This window comes from Acinetobacter sp. 24-47-39 (assembly GCF_056783825.1).
This window is the reverse complement of the sequence record NZ_JBWYIP010000006.1, coordinates 87,956-108,435: the sequence shown is the minus strand read 5'-3', so window position 1 is coordinate 108,435 and position 20,480 is coordinate 87,956. Positions and strand designations below refer to the sequence as shown.

The following is a 20,480-nucleotide window of genomic DNA, read 5'->3' as shown; positions in this document are numbered from 1 at the left end:
GTGCTAAGCATACCCGATTCAGCGTACATTGAGAAAATGCTTTTCAATCCGTCTGTATTCTGAGTTGAATGATCTAACGATTTTATTGATCATCGATTCGAGCCTTAAGAATTGATTGCTCTAAATGCTCCCAATCTTGATTCTGCTGGGATATCACTTCAATCCGATTATCCATATTCTCTTCGCCTGATTTGTAATTGAATTGATCAGGATTAAAATTGAATGTCATCCAACCTTTGTTGGTATTGAAGATGCCTTTAATACGTACCCAGTGTTTTAGCTCACAAAGGATGTCTAATAATTCATAAAAATCAAACTGCCAACGTTTTGGAAGCTTCCATCCTGCCACAATATACCCTTGAGCCTGTTCGACGTAATGATACGGCAGTTGCTTTACGGCTGGCATTTCCTCATCAGTTTCGAACTGACGTTGAACCTTGAATAAGGGTTTCATTGAACGCTGAATTCCCACATAAGGATAATCAATTTGTTCTAAGCGAATATTACCTTGATCAGCTTCAAGCCAATGCGGAATATAAGCTAAATATTGTTGTTTTAAACCAGCCAATTTTTTTCGATCCATGTCATTCATGTCCGAAGCATGAGACACAACCACAACTTGAGCCGCTTTTAACTGATCTTGATATAAACTCTGCCTCATCCAATCAGAGTCATGTAAACGAGATCCATCAATCACTGTTACTACAGAACGCATCGCAACTAAATGTTGCCAATGTGGTTCAGTCAGTTGTTCAACCAACTGTGCAGGATGACCCAACCCTGTCGGCTCTATAAATAGCCGATCTGGTTGAGATTCTTGTAATAACCGAGACAATGCAATTTGCATTGGCAATTGACTTGTACAACACAGACATCCACCCAATAGCTCTTTGATTTCATAGCCATCATTATTTGGCAATAACTGTTGATCAACGCCAATTTGACCAAACTCATTCATCAATACAGCCCATCGCTCATTTTTAGGTTTAAATTTGAGAAGTTGTTGTAAAAGCGTGGTTTTCCCTGCACCTAAAAAACCTGTAATGATATGTGTAGGCACTGACTGAGTTGCAAGTACTTTCAAAATGGATCTCTGAATTTGAAGAGGTGTACGGATTCTTGTCGGAATTTATCTAAAAAACAAGTCTAGGATAATTTTCCTCATAATTTATATGAATGCATGAATTCAAAAGACTAAATGATTGGAATTAAATAGGATAAGTGAACTGTTGAATCAAAATTAAAAATATGTAAATCTATTTCACAGATCATTACTCTGAATTTAATTCAAAACTTCAATTTTGATTTTCTAATCGAACCTTTTCAAATGTAAAACTACGTAAAAAAATTGCTGTTTTTTTCTTCACCATGACATATTTTTTGACAACTTTATAAGGCATATTGACTCTCATTGAGACAAAAAAACTACATTAGACCTTGGTTTGTTAGTCGTGCGTTAACTATCGTGTTTCACTTTGTTGCATTGATTGCCCAATTGAGCTTCTGGACTTAGGATGAATTTCGTTGACTCGCTAACCGTATTAGATGCGATTCAACTTTTAACATTTTACGCGATGACCTAGATTTAATTTCATATTCGCTTCTCTCCTCGGAAAGCTTATGAGATTAAATTCTAATTTATTTTATTGAATAAGGATGCCACTCATGAATTTAGTTAAAACTTTATTAGCAACTACACTTGCCTTCACAGCTTTCTCAACATTTGCTGCAACAGAAGCAAAAGATGAAAAAAAACAGGAAGTGTTGATTTCTTCTCAAGAACAACCAGTGAATGCTGAAACTACTGCTGCTGGTCAACCAACAGCTGCTCAACCGGGTACAGAGGTTGCAGCTGAAGAAGGTACTGAAGCTCCTGTAGCTCAACCTGCTCAGTAATTAATCAAAAATAAATTGACTGAATTTTAGACCAAGTCTTCCCCCGATGGCTTGATCTGATTAAAAGTAGAGCTTTGCTACAGCTCTACTTTTTTTATGCCTGTTTTTTTGAATTATTCTCTATAAATTACGATAAACACATATACACAATTATTACAAAACGATATAAATGACAAATAAATCACATATTTTAACCAAAAAGCCAATTTAATTCTAAGCACGTAACATGAAAATGAAGAAATTTCTTGGGATAGCTATACTCAGCCTATGGTTGGTTGCATGTTCCAAACCTTTACCAGAGGATAAACTGGATTATGTAGGACATTGGATTAGCGCGGACAGTCGTGTTCAATTGAATATTACTGCTAATGGTCGTATAGAATATAGTAACAATCAGCTCAGTAAAAAAACCGCCGTTTCAGCTCCAATTAAACAGTTTTCAGATACTGGATTTGAAACAGGTTTAGGTCCTATCAACACGAAATTTATTGTCACTCGTCAACCCTACAAGGATGCACAAGGCAACTGGTATATGATTGTCGATGGGCATACCCTCGCCAAGCTACAAAATCCATAAAAAAAAAGACTTCACCATGTGAAGTCTTTTTTCTTAAACCGATTTCTTATATATACTGCAAGAAGGATGATGATTTTCATTCAAACGAGCAATTTTACGATGCTCAGCAGCTTCAAAACGACAGCGTTTCCAGTCATTATCTAGGTTTAGCGGTGGAATTTGTTTTGGTTTCCCATTTTCATCCACAGCGACCATTGTGAAATAACAACTATTGGTATGTCGTACCGTACGTTTTTGAATATTTTGTGCTTCAACGCGGATCCCAATTTCCATTGAGGTACGCCCCACATGATTCACACTGGCTAAAAAAGTCACCAACTCACCCACGTGGATTGGTTCTTTAAAGTTCACTTTATCAACAGATAAAGTTACCACATAAGAACCTGAATATCGACTTGCACACGCATAAGCAACTTGGTCAAGCAGCTTTAAAATTGTTCCACCATGTACATTACCTGAGAAATTCGCCATATCCGGCGTCATTAATACAGACATCGTTAATTCAGACTGATCATCTGCAAGCGGTAACGCTTGGTTAAATTCGGACATAAATATTAGAACTCAATCATGACAGGAGATTTAATACACTATTATAACTTTTTTCTTGATTATAAAATGTTTAAATCAGAAACAAACTCCAATAATTTCAAGGCTTGATAGCTTAAAAGTATCAGAGGAAATCATTCACTCTCAGAAGCTATGATAAATTTGCTTAAAATTTATTCATCTTTGACTAAACGAAGCATCTCAGCAGAAATATTATCGTATTCTAACTTTAATGATGCTTGATTCTTAACTTGGATTTCATAAGTTTCATCATAGTTAATTCGTATTATTTCGAATGTAATATCTGAATTTGACGCTAAATAAACAATTTGACCAACTTGAAAAACTGACACACTACACCTTAATTTATATTTCATCTTTTTAAGGGTTAGATAAAGTACTAACCCTCGTTTTTATCACCCCAATATACCAATCATTCAATTTATAACAATGATTTTACTTATTTTTTATATATATTTTATGAGACAATTGAGATCTGATTTAACTTAGCAATTTAAACAAACAGCTTTTTTACTATCATCATGGGCAGGATACTGATGAGCATCATATTGTCCTATCGTCCGATGACGTATCTGATCTAATAAACTAACTTTATTCAATGCTGCAGTCATACCTGCTTGAATCGTATTTTCACGACCCTTAACATCAAAGATATGTGCTTTTTCTCTTAGATCTGGCTGTATCACAATATCTGCATTTTTTAGCTCGTTATACGCGATCTTATTTTGCATAATATTTATATTTTGATTAAACATCCCCCACACATTCGAGGTTTCCGTGTGCTCTGGCTGGGCCAAAATATCAACAGCAATGACAATATCTGCCCCTAATTCTCTCGCCACATTGACTGCTACAGGGCTCACTAAACCGCCATCAACATAATCCTTATCAGCAATTTTTACGGGAATAAACATGCTTGGAATAGAGATAGAAGCTCTCACTGCTTGCCCAGTATTACCATAGTTAAATACTGTTAAATTTCCATTTTTTAACTCTGTTGCCACCACATACATCGGAATAGGAAGCTGTTCTAAGGGCATAAAGTCCACTTGTTTATTGACATAGTTCTCAACCTTAGCGCCATCAAAAAATCCTTGAATACCAATGTTAAAATCACGTACATCACTGACTTGCATATTTAATGCAACTTCACGTAACGATTTTGCTGATTTTCCACTGGCATATATTGACCCAACTATACTCCCTGCGCTGGTACCAACAATAAAATCAGGCTTGATTCCACGTTGCTCTAAAACTTCAATGACACCAATGTGTGCATAGCCTCGTGCTCCTCCACTCCCAAGCACCAATGCAATACTCGGAGCGTCAGTTTTCTTATGCTTATTTTTAATGATATGAGATGAAGCATCCACCAAAGGAGTAGACACTGATTTTGAAAGCTGAGCTTTGGTTACAACCTGTTGACAGCCTTGTAAGCCAATCAAAGATAAGAGGGAAATCAGGAGTACAAACTTCTTCATTGCATCAGAAATTAAAAATCTAAACTGAATGAAAGCATATCATTGACAGGTCGTCTGTATGAATTTTTTATGACAAAAAGCCCCAGATGCGGGGCTTTTTGTACATGACATTTGATTAAGAAGATTTTATGTTAAGCAAAGAATTTTAGAATCATCTGAATCACTGTTGCGTTGATTAAGTCAACAAAGAATGCGCCACATAAAGGTACAATGAGGAATGCTTTATGTGAAGGACCATACATATTTGTAATCGCCTGCATATTTGCAACAGCTGTTGGTGTTGCTCCCATACCGAAACCACAGTGACCTGCTGCAAGAACTGCTGCATCGTAGTTTTTGCCCATCACACGGAAAGTGACAAATGCTGCGTACAATGCCATAGTTAAGGTTTGAGCTGTTAAGATCACAACCAATGGTCCTGCAAGATCAGCCAATTGCCACAATTTAAGTGAAAGAAGTGCCATTGCTAAGTATAATGATAAAGAGGCATTACCAAATACATCAATTGCACGATCAAAAATTTCAACTTTCATCAGACCTTCGAGGATGTTACGCAGGATAACACCACCACCTAATGCCCAAACGAAAGTTGGAAGCTCAAACCAAGTGCCTTTACTATAACCTGTCATAAATTCAGCAAATGCCAAACACGCAGCAAATAACCCTAATGTGGTAATCGCATTATCCGCAGTGATTAAACGAACTTGATTACGGTTTTCAAAAGGCACAAACTCGCCTTGATCATTCGGATTTGCAATTGCATTCGCATCACGTGTGTCTTTTTCAACCGAATTAGTCACTGGTGATGAAAGCTGGTGCTTATTAATCAATAATTTCGCTAATGGACCACCAATCAAACCACCAATAATCAAACCAAATGTCGCACTGGCCATACCCAGTGCTAAAGCACCTTGAATACCATGCTCGACTTCTAAAATCTCACCCCATGCACCAGCAGTACCATGACCACCCGTTAAGGTAATAGAACCTGCAATTAAACCAATAAGTGGATCAATACCAAGTAACGTTGCAAGGCTCATACCGACAAAGTTTTGTACGATAATAAATGATGCGACACAGATCAGGAAGATCACCAGTCCCATACCACCTTCTTTGAGTTTGGCGAAGTTTGCACTTAAACCGATAGAAGCAAAGAACACCAGCATAAAACTGGTTTGCAATTCACTACTCGTGGTGATGCTGTATCCCCACAAATTGTGAACAATTAACGAAACTATGGCAGCAACCAAACCACCAGCTACAGGCTCTGGGATATTATATTTTTTTAAGAAGTCGATTTTGTTGACAAGAAAACGGCCAAGCAATAAAACTATTACTGCAGCAATTAACGTGTAAAAAGCGTTAAAAGTAAATTCCATCATTAATTCTCAGCAAATACAGATGACTGTTAATTCAAATTATGCTTGTTTTTTAATCAATAAGATTTATTTCGAATCTCACATCCAAAAATAAACATATCCTTATTCAATATTGATTATCTAAAGGAATAGATAAATTTTTTAATTGAGTAACAATATATTAATTCCTCGATTTCATTGGATTCAATCTTGTTAATAAAAAACATACACTTTTCAAAATAAATCAGTAGCACAAAACGCACTCTATTCTTAGACATGCGTTTTGCTAGATACAATTGATTTATGGCTCAAACAAACACTTAAATATGTTTTAGCGAACTTAAAATGATTAAGAAATTCCTGATGATCAGGACTGCTCACTGTTTAAGCCGAACATTATGCACTTTTTTTTATAATTCGCATTACTTTTGTTTATTCAATCAGCAAAATTCAGACATTCTTTAGTCTGAACTGATGAATGACAAGTGAAAAAAAACCGAGACTATGCTCGGTTTTTTTAAATCATGCTTAGAAGCTGTATTTCGCCATTAGGCCTACACGGTCATCATTATAGCTCTGACCTGCGAAAGTCTCACGCTTACCATTGATATATTCAACACCTAGATCAACAGGTTTCACAGGTGTGTAAATGAAGTTAATCCAGGCTTGTTGAACAGTTTCATTTGCACTTGGGTTAGTTTTAGCATATCCCGTGCTGTCATCAGCATAATGTGCGCCATAAGCCAGTGTTGAGCGTAACTGAGATGAGAACTTATATGTAGCACCCACTTGCGTTGCAATAAACTCATTTTGTTCAATGTTGTTATTTGCATCGACAACATAAGCACTATTTGAGCCATATAAATAGTTGCTGTTCCCTTTTACATAAGACACGTCAGCAGATACTTTGAGTGGTTCGCTAATTTGGTAATTTGTACCGATCGCTACACCAAAACCAGTCTTATCATCACCAGCGGTATCAGATTTATAATTTTCGATTAAGGCACGAGCTGAAGCATTACCTTTACCCTCTGCATAAGCTTGCGTGACTTTTGCAGTTAAAGTTGGAAGGCGGTATTTAATACCATCTCCAGTAGAATTACCCTCTTCAGCTGAAATAAATAATTGAGTTGTTGGTGCTAATTTGTGAGACCAACGCACTTGCGGTAAACGGTTTGTTCCGCCACCAATGTTGGTACCAAAATCGATCATTTCTGGAGCATGATTTGACAAGAAGTTTGAAGTAGTTTGACCGAATAACCAATTATTCAGTGTTAAATATGCATGACGAATACGTAGTGCTTCATTTGAGCCTGCAAAGTCCACTTCTACTTTACCACCAACATCAGCCCCTTCTACTTTAGATTTGAAATCTAAACCAAGACGTGTTGTTTTAGCCGTTGCACGTAATTTATCTTCAACTAACGGATTATTACTCGTTCCAACGCTGTTTACAGCATTAAAGTCATTATCAGCACCTTCAATGATATAGTTCGCATCCCCACGTACAAAACCATACAGATTCACTTCAGCACCCGCTTTAGTTTTCAAATTTGTAGGCGCTGCTGCTACTGGTTGAGCTTTAACTTCAGCCAATTGCACTTGTTGCTGTTGTTGTACTTGATGTTGCTGTTGAATTAAAGCTTTTAATGCTTCAACTTCTTGGCGTAATTTTTGAATTTCATCTTTTTCAGTCGCTGCTTGTGCAGTAGAAACTGCAAAAGTTGCAACTGCGATTGCTAAGCTTTTCTTTAAAAATGTTTGATGTTTTGATTGACTCATTAAAAATCTCCAATTATTTCATCTTGCATCCGTGCATATATGCTTGGTCAACCTGCTGAATCCCAATCACAACGTTTGATTAATTCAAAATAATCAACGATGCACTAAACTGCTTTTTTTAAAATTTGATGAATTGATTAAAATAAATACGTAACATAATGTGTATTCGTTGTAACTTAATCTAGCAACTTATGTTTCATAATTAAATGTTTTTTATTGTCAAAACCAATTTTCTCAATCACAATTTCTGATGATGAATTGAAAAAAGTTTATATCTGTATAATTTATAAAATCTTTATTTAAAAGCATATTCAAAATTATACCTTAGTCGTAGAGACATCATGGATCATCCATAATTATTCAAATAGGAGTTGCAATGTCCACAGAACATACTCAAGCCGTTGATGAAGTGATCACTGGCCGCCAATCTATACGTGCCTTTTTAGATCACCCCGTAGACACAAAACTTATCCAAGAAATCTTAGAAGTCGCATCAAGAGCACCTTCTGGCACAAATACTCAACCCTGGAAAGTCTATGTGGTGACAGGCGCACGTCGTCAACGGTTAATTGATCAAGTTTGTCATGCACAAATGCAACTTTATCAAAACCCTGAACTTACTCAACAATACACAGAGACTTTTGCTTATTATCCAGAAACATGGATTTCCCCGTATATCGATCGTCGTCGTGAAAATGGTTGGGGACTTTATGGATTGCTGGGCATTCAAAAAGGTGAAAAGGATAAGATGGCTGCACAACATCTCAGAAACTATCAATTGTTTGATGCACCTGTTGGCATTTTCTTTACCGTGGATAAAGCCATGGGCATTGGGTCTAAAATGGATATTTCCATGATGATTCAAAATGTTATGCTTGCAGCAAAAGCACGTGGTTTAGATACATGCCCTCAAGCGGCATGGAATCATTTTCATCAAATCGTCACTGATGTTCTGGATGCTCCTGCCAACGAAGAACTCGTTTGTGGGATGGCTTTAGGCTATGCCGACCCAGATGCGCTTGTGAATACTTTCAGAACACCTCGAGTTCCAGTTGAAGAGTTTGCTGTTTTCTTGGAAGACTGATTTTTTTAAGGATCAAAACGCTCATTCAGTTAGGGTGGTTTTATAAAGACAAACAGTTAATTTCAAGCATATAATCCCTATTTAAATTAGATGAATATTCAACTTATATTCATCTCCCCCTATCCTCTATTCATAAAGGATTCTGGTTTGAACAAATGGCTGATTCAGCTTAAAAAAGCGACCTATAATACTTCATTTATGTATAACCTGCGGATGATCGTAGCTTTCGCAGGTACCGCGTTTATTCCCTATCTGTTAGATCAGCAATTAATGACGATCCCATTAACATTAGGGGTTGTTGCTGCTGGGCTGAGCGACATCGATGATCGCTTCTCAGTACGTATCATGAATCTGATTTATACCTATATTGGTTTCTTTATTGCGGCAGCTTCTGTTCAACTGTTATTCCCATATCCTGTACTTTTTGCTTCAGGTCTGATCATCTCTTGTATTGGTCTCATTTTACTGGGCTCATTAGGCAGACGTTATGCCACCATCTCATATGGTTGCTTAGTGATTTCTGTCTATGCCATGCTAGGTGTTGATATTTTTGACGGATGGTACATGCAACCCAGTCTTTTGGTGATTGGTGCCATTTGGTATGGGATTTTGTCTACGCTTAGTTTCTTAATTTTTCCAGCTCGACAAGTTCAAGATCAGCTCTCGAAAAGCTATTCTTCACTCGGTGATTTCCTTTTTGCTAAATCTAATCTCTTTGATGTGGATATGACAGCAAATAGCTACCAAAAAAGTATGATCAGCTTGTCGCTGGAAAATGGGAAATTAGTAGGTATTTTCAATGATATGAAAACCACACTCCTTACCCGATTAAAAGGAGATCGTGGTCAAAGTGATACCCGTCGCAGCTTACAATATTATTTTATTGCACAGGACATTCACGAGCGAGCTGACTCGGCACATATTGATTATCAACAATTAACCAAAGCCTTTGAACATAGTGATATTTTATTTCGCTTCCAACGTATTCTTACACTGCAAGCAAAAGCATGTAAAGATTTAAGTGAAAGCATCTTAAATCGCACAACTTACCAGCATAATCCACGTTTTGAACATGCATTTAGTAATCTCAGAAAGTCATTAGAAAAAATCCGTGATGAACAAAAACATGATCTTATCTGGGTTAATGCTCTTTTTGCCTTACTCCAGAACTTAAAAGCCATCGATGCTCAATTACGAAATCTTGAAACTGAACGGCATATTAAATTTGACCGCACTAAACATTTAGAAAACCAACTTAAAGATGACGATCTGAAAGGTTGGGAAGATATCGTTTCTCGTATCAAACAAAATTTAACCCCTGAATCCGTACTCTTTCGACATGCAATTCGTGTTTCCATCGTACTTTTCATCGGATATGTTTTTGTTCAAGTCACCAATATCGAATACGGTTATTGGGTACTGTTAACAGCCCTATTTGTTAGTCAACCAAACTTCAACGCCACAAAACGTCGACTAAGACTCAGGATCATGGGAACACTTGGTGGCATTATTCTTGGTTTTGCAATTCTGTATTTCGTTCCTTCTGTCGAAGGTCAACTTTTATTATTAATTGTGAGTGGTGTACTATTTTTTGAATTACGCAGTAAGCAATATGCGCAAGCCACTGCCTTTATTACGATCTTAGCCTTAATTAATTTCAATTTGGACGGTTTAGGTTTTCAAGCGGCATTTCCTCGAATGTTAGATACTTTAATTGGCTGTGCATTGGCATGGTTTGGGGTGAGCTTTATTTTTCCAGATTGGAAATTCAGACGACTCCCCCATTCAATCAGACGTTCACTTGAAGCTCAATGCCAGTATCTTACTGAAGTCGTACAACAGTATCATCATGGACGTAATAACAGTTTGAACTACCGCGTAGTCCGCCGCACTGCACATAATCGTGATGCGGATGTTGCATCACTCATATCGACATTAGCAACAGAACCTGATTTTGATCCAACACAAAAAGCTTTAGCATTTGAGTTCCTCTGTCTCAATCATACATTTATCAGCTATATTGCTGCGCTAGGTGCACATCGTGAAAAAATTCAAGATCAGTCAACATTAGAACTACTTCAACAAGCGTTAAATGATATCCAAGGTGCTTTTTTGCGAGATGAATTCCCTGAGCTAAATCTGACAAATTTGGAGTCCGCGATTCGTGAACGTTTGAATAAAGATGATCAGGATTCACATAAATCATTGATTGTTTTACAGCAACTTTCTTTAATGCTTGGTGTATTAAGACGATTAAGTACCTTAAAACAAAGTTTAAGTCATGAACATGATACTCAATCCAGCGCATTGGCATCACTGTAAATGTTGAATTTTCAAGGCAGTAAATTAGTACAATATACTCCCTGATTGTATTAATTTAATGCTAAACTCTGCTCAGATATATACATTTTGTTAACGAAACTATGACTGCAAAAAACTTATACGCCTACACTTTACAACCCGTTCCTTACGAGGTTACTGAAGCTGAACAACGCCATGCGCAACTCGCAATCTGGCGCAGCACAAATAAAATTGGAACTAAAGCTTGGGCTATTATGGGTGCAATTACTGCGCTTGCAATTTTGGGTCTAATTTTTATTAAAAATTACTCTACTGTATTTTGCTGGGTGGCTTTAGTCTGTGTGCTGACATACTTTTTAGTGCGAAAGTTTGGACTAGAATGGTACGCTAAACGTAAAATGAATGAGTTTCCAGTACAAGAAATTACTGGAATTAAATTAGGTGTTCAGCCTCATGGTATCGTGATGCGTCAAAAAATGGGACTACAAGAAGGTGTAGGTTCAATTGGTTGGAAAGATATCTATGAGTGGTATAACACGTCAGATTTCATTTTGGTGAACTTTAAAGTTAAAGGTCAGCAAGGTGCTTATATCCTGCCAAAACGAATGAACAGCAAAAATTTCTCTTTCGAGACCATCCGTAAACATCTTAAAGAAAGCGTTGGTGAGCCAAAATCACTGTAAATACGGCTTTATATTAAAACCTCCAACTTTGGAGGTTTTTTTATCACAATTTTTTATATGAGAATGAGAATAAATATTATCTTCAAATACATTCCACTTTTTTTGAGTTAGGTTATAATCGCACCATTCAAAAATTCCAATTTACTCAGACCCTTATGTTCAAGAAAATATTTTTCCAGTTACACTGGTTTTTCGGAATAACAGCAGGCCTTATTTTGGCACTTATGGGTGTCACTGGGGCAATATATTCGTATGAGCAGCAAATTATCAAGCTGATCAATCAGGAAAGTTATACAGTTGTTGCTGAACAACGCCCAAAATTAACGCCAGCTGAAATTTATCAACATTTCCAGCAGGAGCATCCTGATCTTAAAATCAATAGCATTACAATTGCTGCTCAACCTACTGACTCATCGAGTATCAATGTTGCGAAGGAAGGCGAACGTCGTGGTTTGACCATGATGATCAACCCCTACAGTGCTGAATTACTTCCTGAAATTAAAGGTCGAAAATTCTTTGCATTCGTACAACAACTTCATCGCAACTTGACAGTCGGACCAGTTGGAAAACAAATTACCGGTGCATGTACACTGATTCTTATTTTCTTTGTCCTCAGTGGCTTATATCTACGTTGGCCGAAAAAACACAGTTTCAAACAATGGTTTTCAGTTAAACCCAAATTAAAAGGTCGAAACTTTATTTGGGATTTACACGCAGTCGTTGGAACATGGGTGGCTATTTTCTATCTCATGTTGGCTTGTACAGGTTTATATTGGTCATATGACTGGTGGCGCAACGGCATGTTTAAAGTGCTTGGTGTTGAGCGCCCGCAACCCCAAATGCAAGCGGGTGGCCCTGGTTCAAACACTGGACCAAACGCTCAACGTGAAGGACGTGAAGGACGTGAAGGACGTGAAGGACGTGAAGAGCGTAAATCACTCCAAACAGAACAGATTCAATTTGCGCTCAACCAATCTTGGTCTACTTTTAATCAACAGTTTAAAAATCAATTTTCTTCCGTAACCTTCACCATTCCTAAACGTGCAAACGGTGAATTAGAACTGAGTTTCGTTGATCCTGTTCCGCAACATGAACGTGCTCGTAACAAAGCGACTGTCGACTTAAATACGAATCTATTGAAAGATGTTGAATTGTATGAAGACAAAAAGCTCAATGAAAAAATCATGAGCAGCATGTTACCTGTACACCGTGGCAGCTTCTTTGGTCCTATTTACCAGTTCTTCGCGATGTTAGCTGCACTCGCTATGCCGTTATTCTTTGTGACGGGCTGGATGCTCTACCTCAAACGCCGCAAGCAAAAACAATTGACCCTTGAAGCGAAGCAAAATTTAGCAGTGGTTGATGTTGATCCAAATGCTAAACCTTGGCTCATCGCTTATGCAAGTCAAACTGGTGTATCCGAGCAATTGGCTTGGCGTACAGCTTCAATTCTGCAATCAGCACGCCAACCCGTTACTGTTAAATCAGTGCAAAGCCTGACCACTAATGAGCTACAAACAGCATCTCAAATTCTGGTGGTCGCAAGTACTTATGGTACAGGTGAAGCTCCTGACTTAGCTGCAAGTATTGAAAAGAAATTAATGTCTCATCCACTGAATCTAAGTCATGTTCAATTTGCAGTTATGGCACTTGGTTCACGTGAATATCCTGACACTTATTGTAGTTTTGGTCATCGTATCTATGATTGGTTCAATGCATCTGGTGCAACTCCGCTCTTTAAGGTAATTGAAGTAGACAATGCCAATAACCAAGATATTCAAAATTGGACAGATGCACTCGCACAAGCTGCTCATTTGGAATTAGCAACATTATCTATTGATAAAGTCTTTGATCAATGGAAACTGCAAAAACGCACACTGCTCAATCCAAACAGTTTGGGTCAACCTGCTTATAATTTAGAGCTTGAGTCTGATCACGACGCGATCTGGCAAGCTGGAGATATTGCGGAAATTCAACCCGGCAATAGCATTGAACGTATTCAAGCATTTTTACAACAGCACAACTTAGATGAGGCTTTAGTTCTCACAACTACAGGTCAAACCTTAGTTGAAAGCCTGTGGAATAAAAATTTAAATAGCGAGATTCAGCCATTTGCTACAGCTGAAGAACTCGTTGAGCAGCTTGAAAATTTACCTACTCGTGAATATTCGATTGCTAGTATTCCGACTCAAGGCATGATGCGATTGGTGGTACGTCAACAACGTGATGAACAGCAGCAACTCGGCTTAGGCTCAGGCTGGTTAACACATCATGTTGCGGTTGGTGCTCAGGTACAACTTCGTATTCGAACCAATGAATCATTCCATTTAATTGATGATAATCGACCGATTATCTGTATCGGTAACGGGACAGGGATCGCAGGGCTAATGAGCTTGATTTCAGCTCGCGTACGCTTGGACTACACTGACAACTGGCTCATCTTCGGTGAACGTCAACGCGAACATGATTTCTTTTATAAAGAAACAATCGAAGCTTGGCAAAATACAGCGATGTTAAAGCGTATTGATCTTGCGTTCTCTCGAGACCAACCAGAAAAAGTCTATGTACACCATATTCTGCGCCAAAATGCGGATGAAGTCGTTAAATGGATTCATCAAGGTGCTGTCATCTATGTGTGCGGCAGTATCAATGGTATGGCAAGCGATGTTGATCTAGCCTTAGTTGAAATCTTAGGTGAAACTACTGTAGATGAATTAAGACAAGCTGGTCGCTACCGTAGAGACGTTTACTAACACGGTTATTATGATCAGAACCGAGCACGATTTTTATTTAATCTGCTCGGTTTTTTTATGCGATATACTTTTTCTCATTTCCCACTAGTGATGACATCCAATGTATATAAAGATTTTAAAATTTTTCGCTTGGTTAATAGCATTGATACTATTAATCGATGGAATCATTTTAATGAGTCAAAATAAAATTCATTTGGGTACTGTACTTCCAGCATTTATTGGCATAGTGATCATTGTATGTCTACTTTTTAATAGGAAAATCCAACACTACCGTTTGAATCATTCTAACTTTAACTTGTTTTGGAAAATGGGATGGACAATTTTTTCCATCTGGTTAATCAGCTTGGCTATTTTTTTTTATTTTTTAGCTAAATCAAATCATTCCCCCATCATAAATACACCACCTGATGCGATTATTATTTTGGGTAGTGGTTTAATCAATAACCAACCCTCCCCAACGCTTCAGGCTCGATTAGACCAAGGTGCAACGATCGCCGCTCAATATCCCAATAGTTTTGTTATTGTGACTGGCGGTTTGGGATTTGATCAGAAAATTACTGAAGCTGCAGTGATGAAAGCATATTTGATCGACAAATATCTTATTCACCCACAGCGTATAGTTGAAGAAAGTCAAAGCACCAGCACCGAACTCAATTTAAAAAACAGTGTTCCGCTGCTAAACAGAATAGATTTAAACCAAAATAGTCATATTGTAGTTGTGACTAGTGATTTTCATACACCACGTGCTGCAGCCATTGCCCGATTTCAAGGTTATACCCAAATCACATCAGTCAGTGCTGAAACTCCTTTAGCCACACGATATAACGCATGGCTTAGAGAATATTTTGCTTATATTAGTGGCTGGATCTTAAGAGAATACTAAATTTTTTATTTATCATGTATTCGGATTTTTCGAGGCGAAGGAACCCCTTCTTTATTTAATTTTTCAGGTTGATCAATCGATAACTGGTATAGATAAGCTTTTAGGTCAATTAGAAATTGTCGCCCCGATACCAAAACATTTTGACCTTCTGGCATCAAGTTAAGTGACAAATGAGTATTGTGTTGTCGAATATAAGGAACAACTTGTTCAATAAATGGTATCAGTTGGATTTCCTCCACATGATATTTTTCCCACTTATCACGAACCAATAATTGTGCCATACCTTTACTTTGCCAAACAGCAAGCGTGCGCTGACCAGATGGAGTGGAGCACAATGCCCAGCCATCATTATATAAACTATAAACTTTAGCCTGAGCGACAATTGTTTCCATAAATTGTTGGTATTGTTCTTTTGGAGAGACAACTGTAGAGGCAATAGAGGTACTTGAAGGCTTACGCTGGTATGGATTTCTCATAATTCTATTATAAACATGAATTCATCATATTTTATATAAATTATAGAAACTTAAAAGACATTTTATAGAAAGAATATGGTGGGCGCTGACGGGATCGAACCGCCGACATTCTGCTTGTAAGGCAGACGCTCTACCAACTGAGCTAAGCGCCCTTGAGGAATAAAAATAGCACCGCTATTTTTAAGATGCAAGAAAGAAATCTTGCTGATTTAAACCATCATATCTAGACAAGGGATCTAGAAAATGGCGCAGCGGACGGGACTCGAACCCGCGACCCTCGGCGTGACAGGCCGATATTCTAACCAACTGAACTACCGCTGCAACGGCAACTGCTTACGCAATTAGGGTCATATAAGCTTTACAGCTTGAATATGGTGGGCGCTGACGGGATCGAACCGCCGACATTCTGCTTGTAAGGCAGACGCTCTACCAACTGAGCTAAGCGCCCTTATTAGGCTTTGATTTTTAGGATGGCGCAGCGGACGGGACTCGAACCCGCGACCCTCGGCGTGACAGGCCGATATTCTAACCAACTGAACTACCGCTGCATCACAAAAAATCTGGTGGGCGCTGACGGGATCGAACCGCCGACATTCTGCTTGTAAGGCAGACGCTCTACCAACTGAGCTAAGCGCCCTTAATAAGGTCATTACATAGATTGGCGCAGCGGACGGGACTCGAACCCGCGACCCTCGGCGTGACAGGCCGATATTCTAACCAACTGAACTACCGCTGCACTTATGTAATATCTCTATTAAAGTACAAACAATCTATTAAGTTTAATAGTGGCGCAGCGGACGGGACTCGAACCCGCGACCCTCGGCGTGACAGGCCGATATTCTAACCAACTGAACTACCGCTGCACTAAAACTTAACGTAAAGGCTTGGTGGGCGCTGACGGGATCGAACCGCCGACATTCTGCTTGTAAGGCAGACGCTCTACCAACTGAGCTAAGCGCCCTTTACGACTTCATCGTTTGTGTGGTGCATTATAGAGAATCCTCAGATACTGTCAAACGCTTTTCTACAGGTTTCTCAGTTTTTCAGTTTGAATGATTAAAAAATAGATCATTTCTCTTGAAAAATCGCTTTTTTGTCTATTATTTGCCAGATTAGAGATATGTTTTTATTTTTATTCAAAGTTTTTATCACAACACATTTTACGATTCTGATTTAAATTTGATCCAATTGGATCTCTTGTTCTGAAATATAGACTAAAGCGCCTTCGTCCAATATATCAAATAGCTCAATGACATCTGCACTGTGCATTCGAATACATCCATGTGATTTAGGAATACCTAAAGGTTCTGACTCTGGCGTACCATGAATATAGATATATCGATTATAGGTATCACAACCCTCCCCTTGATTAAAACCAGGTTCTAAACCTGCTAACCAAAGAATTCGAGTTAGAATCCAGTCACGTTCTGGAGATTGCTCACCAAGTTCCACATCATAGATCTCCCCAGTCCAAATACGTGCTTTAAAAACAGCATTGATTGGGTGGTCATCGCCAATTTTTTGTTCAATGCGATGCCATCCTCTTGGTGTTTTACCTGAATTTTCCTGTTCACCTATACCGTTCAATCCAGTAGACACCAAATAGCTTTTTTTCATACGTGGTACATATAGAACTTGTTTCGCCATATCAATCAGGATATCCGCCTGACTTAGGGTATAACTTTCAAGATTTGGGTTCATACAAAACTCAGCGTTAAATTATTTTTAATCATTTATTTAAACAATATTTTTTGATTCAGGTCTTAACCACAACCAAATCGCGACAATTAGCATGGTGAGATTCGTAAAAATTTTTACTAAATCAGGAGCATTGGTATAAAGCATAAGAATACCGCTGATCAACATCATCATCGAGGCGAGCCATTTTGCTTTGCGTGGAACCGTGCCATGCTCACGCCAATTTCGCAGTGTTGGTCCATATTTAGGATGATTGAGTAGCCAATCATCAACCTGTGGCCAACCTTTTGAAGCAGCCCATGCGGCAAGAATTAAAAAGACTGTGGTTGGCAATCCTGGCAATAGCGCACCAATAAAACCTAGAGTCACAAAAATAATGACCAAGCTCCGCCAAAACACGATTTTCATACCGCAACTCATTCAGTTGAATCTCACTAGTATATATGCTTTTGTGGTAGTGTCTGATTGTAAATTTATTTTCAATTTTGAATTCTAGTTGGAGAAACGGTGCAATCTGATTTTTATGAGCCATGGCAGAACTTTCATCATACAATTGTACGTCAACTGGCTTTTGTCATCGCAAGTCCTAATATTATTCGTTTTGCGCCTAAAGAATTAACGATCGTTCATCCTTTTGAATTGCACCATGAACAATTTTGGCAAACTCAGTACGAAAAATATATCTCCAGACTGCATGATCTAGATCAAAACCCTCAAGAGCTGATTGATTTTATTCAGCAACTTAAAAGTACGCGTCTAGGTTTGCGCTTTGAATATTTAATGTGGTTCTGGCTGCAAGATGATCAACGCGATCAAGCTGATTTTTCGCTGTTAGATCACAGTGTTCAAATCATTGACGGCCGCCATACTTTGGGTGAAATTGACTTTGTGATATTAAATCATCACACCCAAGAAATTGAACAATGGGAAGTTGCACTGAAATTTTATTTAGCAGAACAAGACTTTCAACTTCAACATTGGTACGGATTAAATCGAAGCGACACTCTATTTAGAAAGCTCAATCATTTTACGCAAAAGCAATTTCAATTTACTCAAGCCAATACTTATAAAATTGATCGAAAAATTGCGGTGATGAAAGGTCAACTCTACTTTCCGTATCATACCGAACTTCAAACCTTACCCAACTGGGTCAGCCCACATCGTCGTATAGGCACATGGGGACATCAATTACGATCATCTTTTTATCGACTGGAAAGACAGGAATGGATTTGTCCGAATGCGAGTCAGACTTCAAATGAAGCACATTGGTGGAGCAATGGGCTTTATCACAATGTACAGACAAATCAGTTTTATATGTACCGTCAACCAGCATTAAAGCTTCCTTACGTGTAGTTCGTGTAATAAAAAAATGTATCGAATACAATTAATAACATTCTGATAATAAAACTCTCATATTCTTCTAAATGATTAATTTTTATTCTGATTAAGCATCAAAATAATTTACAATCATTGGAGATAATGATGAAAAAAGTATTAGCCGCTTCATTCGTAGTTGCATTTGTATTAACTGGTTGTAATACATTCAAAGGTTTTGGACAAGACGTTTCAAAAGCTGGGGAAACTGTAACAAATACTGCTGAAAAAACTTCAAACGAAATTCGTAACAACTAATTCGAAGTTGAAGCTAAAAGCCCTATTTTTTAATAGGGCTTTTTTTATTTAAATTTGATTCCCTTGAATGATTAATATTTTGCATCAAATTCAACATACTTTATGATAGTTCGACTTTGACCAATTCGATTTCTTTCCATGACCCAATCTGCAACACTCGATTTAAGCTTACAATTACTTCGCCAACCTTCAGTGACTCCAGTCGATCATAACTGTCAAAATATTATGGCTGATCGATTATCAAAGATTGGTTTTAACATTGAAAATATGCGTTTTGAAGATGTAGATAACTTATGGGCTCGTCGCGGGACTGAATCACCTGTGTTTTGTTTTGCGGGTCATACTGATGTTGTTCCTACAGGCAATCTAGAAGCGTGGAACTCCGATCCATTCGCCCCAGAAATTAGAGATGGAAAGTTATACGGGCGTGGCAGTGCAGATATGAAAACGGCGTTGGCAGCCATGGTAATTGCCTCTGAACGTTTCGTTGCTAAGCATCCAGACCACAAAGGTTCGATTGCTTTTTTGATCACTTCAGATGAAGAAGGTCCATCTATCAATGGAACAGTGAAAGTTGTAGAAACTTTAGAAGCACGCCAAGAAAAAATGACATGGTGTTTAGTTGGTGAACCGTCAAGTACGAATACTTTAGGTGATATTGTTAAAAATGGCCGTCGTGGGTCTCTCAATGCCAATTTAACAGTGAAAGGTAAGCAAGGGCATGTGGCCTATCCACATTTGGCCATTAACCCAATTCATACAGCCTCAAAAGCAATTGCTGAATTATGTGAGACAGAATGGGATCAAGGCAATGAGTATTTCCCTGCAACGTCTTTCCAAATCTCGAATATTTCTGCTGGAACGGGTGCAACCAATGTTGTGCCTGGCACGATGAACTTATTATTTAACTTCCGCTATTCTACAGAAGTTACTGCTGATGAATTAAAAGCACGTACACATGAAATTTTAGATCGCCACGGCGTTGAGTATGATATCGAGTGGACACTATCAGGTTTACCATTCCTTACCCCTGTTGGAGAGCTCGTCAATGCTGCCAAAAAAGCGATTTTGGATGTGACTGGTACGACAACAGAATTATCAACCAGTGGTGGTACATCAGATGGCCGCTTTATCGCACCAACTGGAGCTCAGGTTCTCGAACTGGGAGTACTTAATGCCACGATCCACCAGATTAATGAGCATGTTGAAATCGCACATTTGGAACCTTTGGCTGAAATTTATGAAAAAATCTTAATTGAGCTATTGGCATAACATTAAAATTTAAGAGCAATGAAATATAAAAAAGGAT

The 20,480-nt window shown here is 38.2% G+C and carries 19 protein-coding genes and 8 tRNA genes; 10 read left to right on the top strand and 17 right to left on the bottom strand.

The window, feature by feature from the left end:
- Positions 1 to 82: 82 nt before the first annotated feature.
- Positions 83 to 1,084 (bottom strand): CobW family GTP-binding protein, encoded by a 1,002-nt coding sequence (locus AC1M9C_RS07275; protein WP_481952231.1) that lies wholly within the window; start codon positions 1,082 to 1,084, stop codon positions 83 to 85.
- Positions 1,085 to 1,665: 581 nt separating this feature from the next.
- Here AC1M9C_RS07275 and AC1M9C_RS07270 point away from each other — a divergent pair.
- Positions 1,666 to 1,896, top strand: coding sequence for a hypothetical protein (locus AC1M9C_RS07270; RefSeq protein ID WP_035268355.1), 231 nt, complete (start codon positions 1,666 to 1,668; stop codon positions 1,894 to 1,896).
- 271 nt (positions 1,897 to 2,167) lie between these two features.
- Entirely contained in the window at positions 2,168 to 2,473 is a 306-nt protein-coding gene (locus AC1M9C_RS07265; protein WP_481953449.1) for a hypothetical protein, read from the top strand.
- 33 nt (positions 2,474 to 2,506) lie between these two features.
- On the opposite strand, the gene AC1M9C_RS07260 is transcribed toward AC1M9C_RS07265, so the two are convergent.
- The 5 genes from AC1M9C_RS07260 to AC1M9C_RS07240 all read right to left on the bottom strand — a co-directional run bounded on the left by AC1M9C_RS07260 (position 2,507) and on the right by AC1M9C_RS07240 (position 7,661).
- Complete coding sequence (locus AC1M9C_RS07260; protein ID WP_179998589.1) at positions 2,507 to 3,022, bottom strand: acyl-CoA thioesterase; 516 nt, start codon at positions 3,020 to 3,022, stop codon at positions 2,507 to 2,509.
- Positions 3,023 to 3,192: 170 nt separating this feature from the next.
- Entirely contained in the window at positions 3,193 to 3,372 is a 180-nt protein-coding gene (locus tag AC1M9C_RS07255) for a hypothetical protein (protein ID WP_481953448.1), read from the bottom strand.
- A gap of 153 nt (positions 3,373 to 3,525) precedes the next feature.
- The gene (locus AC1M9C_RS07250; RefSeq protein WP_481953447.1) at positions 3,526 to 4,521 is read right to left on the bottom strand and encodes a patatin-like phospholipase family protein; all 996 of its coding nucleotides are present in this window, start codon (positions 4,519 to 4,521) and stop codon (positions 3,526 to 3,528) included.
- Positions 4,522 to 4,652: 131 nt separating this feature from the next.
- The gene (gene gltS, locus AC1M9C_RS07245; protein ID WP_180028146.1) at positions 4,653 to 5,900 is read right to left on the bottom strand and encodes a sodium/glutamate symporter; all 1,248 of its coding nucleotides are present in this window, start codon (positions 5,898 to 5,900) and stop codon (positions 4,653 to 4,655) included.
- Between the two features lie 507 nt (positions 5,901 to 6,407).
- A complete protein-coding gene (locus AC1M9C_RS07240) occupies positions 6,408 to 7,661 on the bottom strand; it encodes a DcaP family trimeric outer membrane transporter (protein WP_481953446.1) in 1,254 nt (417 codons plus the stop codon).
- A gap of 376 nt (positions 7,662 to 8,037) precedes the next feature.
- Here AC1M9C_RS07240 and AC1M9C_RS07235 point away from each other — a divergent pair, with 376 nt between their 5' ends.
- The 5 genes from AC1M9C_RS07235 to AC1M9C_RS07215 all read left to right on the top strand — a co-directional run bounded on the left by AC1M9C_RS07235 (position 8,038) and on the right by AC1M9C_RS07215 (position 15,365).
- Positions 8,038 to 8,745 carry a nitroreductase gene (locus AC1M9C_RS07235; RefSeq protein ID WP_481607730.1) on the top strand — a complete coding sequence of 236 codons (708 nt, stop codon included), beginning with the start codon at positions 8,038 to 8,040 and terminating at the stop codon, positions 8,743 to 8,745.
- A gap of 147 nt (positions 8,746 to 8,892) precedes the next feature.
- Complete coding sequence (yccS, locus tag AC1M9C_RS07230) at positions 8,893 to 11,067, top strand: YccS family putative transporter (protein ID WP_481953445.1); 2,175 nt, start codon at positions 8,893 to 8,895, stop codon at positions 11,065 to 11,067.
- Between the two features lie 101 nt (positions 11,068 to 11,168).
- Positions 11,169 to 11,729 carry a YcxB family protein gene (locus AC1M9C_RS07225; RefSeq protein WP_481953444.1) on the top strand — a complete coding sequence of 187 codons (561 nt, stop codon included), beginning with the start codon at positions 11,169 to 11,171 and terminating at the stop codon, positions 11,727 to 11,729.
- A 155-nt stretch (positions 11,730 to 11,884) separates the two neighbouring features.
- Positions 11,885 to 14,482: a PepSY domain-containing protein gene (locus AC1M9C_RS07220; protein WP_481953443.1), complete on the top strand. Its 2,598-nt coding sequence runs from the start codon at positions 11,885 to 11,887 to the stop codon at positions 14,480 to 14,482.
- 100 nt (positions 14,483 to 14,582) lie between these two features.
- Positions 14,583 to 15,365: a YdcF family protein gene (locus AC1M9C_RS07215; RefSeq protein ID WP_481953442.1), complete on the top strand. Its 783-nt coding sequence runs from the start codon at positions 14,583 to 14,585 to the stop codon at positions 15,363 to 15,365.
- A 5-nt stretch (positions 15,366 to 15,370) separates the two neighbouring features.
- Here the strand turns inward: AC1M9C_RS07215 and AC1M9C_RS07210 are convergent, their stop codons facing one another.
- The 11 genes from AC1M9C_RS07210 to AC1M9C_RS07160 form a co-directional block, all read right to left on the bottom strand.
- A complete protein-coding gene (locus AC1M9C_RS07210) occupies positions 15,371 to 15,841 on the bottom strand; it encodes a DUF2750 domain-containing protein (RefSeq protein WP_179999352.1) in 471 nt (156 codons plus the stop codon).
- A 76-nt stretch (positions 15,842 to 15,917) separates the two neighbouring features.
- Positions 15,918 to 15,993 (bottom strand) — tRNA-Val (locus tag AC1M9C_RS07205).
- 92 nt (positions 15,994 to 16,085) lie between these two features.
- Positions 16,086 to 16,162 (bottom strand) — tRNA-Asp (locus AC1M9C_RS07200).
- Positions 16,163 to 16,213: 51 nt separating this feature from the next.
- Positions 16,214 to 16,289 (bottom strand) — tRNA-Val (locus tag AC1M9C_RS07195).
- Between the two features lie 23 nt (positions 16,290 to 16,312).
- Positions 16,313 to 16,389, bottom strand: a tRNA-Asp gene (locus AC1M9C_RS07190).
- A gap of 13 nt (positions 16,390 to 16,402) precedes the next feature.
- A tRNA-Val gene (locus AC1M9C_RS07185) sits at positions 16,403 to 16,478 on the bottom strand.
- 22 nt (positions 16,479 to 16,500) lie between these two features.
- Positions 16,501 to 16,577: transfer RNA gene (locus AC1M9C_RS07180), tRNA-Asp, on the bottom strand.
- 50 nt (positions 16,578 to 16,627) lie between these two features.
- Positions 16,628 to 16,704 (bottom strand) — tRNA-Asp (locus tag AC1M9C_RS07175).
- Between the two features lie 22 nt (positions 16,705 to 16,726).
- Positions 16,727 to 16,802, bottom strand: a tRNA-Val gene (locus AC1M9C_RS07170).
- 212 nt (positions 16,803 to 17,014) lie between these two features.
- Complete coding sequence (gene elsL / locus AC1M9C_RS07165) at positions 17,015 to 17,542, bottom strand: cell wall-recycling L,D-carboxypeptidase ElsL (protein WP_481587272.1); 528 nt, start codon at positions 17,540 to 17,542, stop codon at positions 17,015 to 17,017.
- A 36-nt stretch (positions 17,543 to 17,578) separates the two neighbouring features.
- Positions 17,579 to 17,947, bottom strand: coding sequence for a YbaN family protein (locus AC1M9C_RS07160; protein ID WP_035269059.1), 369 nt, complete (start codon positions 17,945 to 17,947; stop codon positions 17,579 to 17,581).
- A 99-nt stretch (positions 17,948 to 18,046) separates the two neighbouring features.
- Between AC1M9C_RS07160 and AC1M9C_RS07155 the strand changes: the two genes are divergently transcribed.
- The 3 genes from AC1M9C_RS07155 to dapE all read left to right on the top strand — a co-directional run bounded on the left by AC1M9C_RS07155 (position 18,047) and on the right by dapE (position 20,443).
- On the top strand, positions 18,047 to 18,892 hold the full coding sequence (locus tag AC1M9C_RS07155; RefSeq protein WP_481589088.1) for a DUF1853 family protein: 846 nt from the start codon (positions 18,047 to 18,049) through the stop codon (positions 18,890 to 18,892).
- Positions 18,893 to 19,018: 126 nt separating this feature from the next.
- Entirely contained in the window at positions 19,019 to 19,171 is a 153-nt protein-coding gene (locus AC1M9C_RS07150) for an entericidin A/B family lipoprotein (protein WP_092766976.1), read from the top strand.
- Between the two features lie 138 nt (positions 19,172 to 19,309).
- Positions 19,310 to 20,443, top strand: a complete 1,134-nt coding sequence (gene dapE, locus AC1M9C_RS07145; protein WP_035269063.1) for a succinyl-diaminopimelate desuccinylase — start codon at positions 19,310 to 19,312, stop codon at positions 20,441 to 20,443.
- The last annotated feature ends 37 nt before the right edge of the window (positions 20,444 to 20,480 follow it).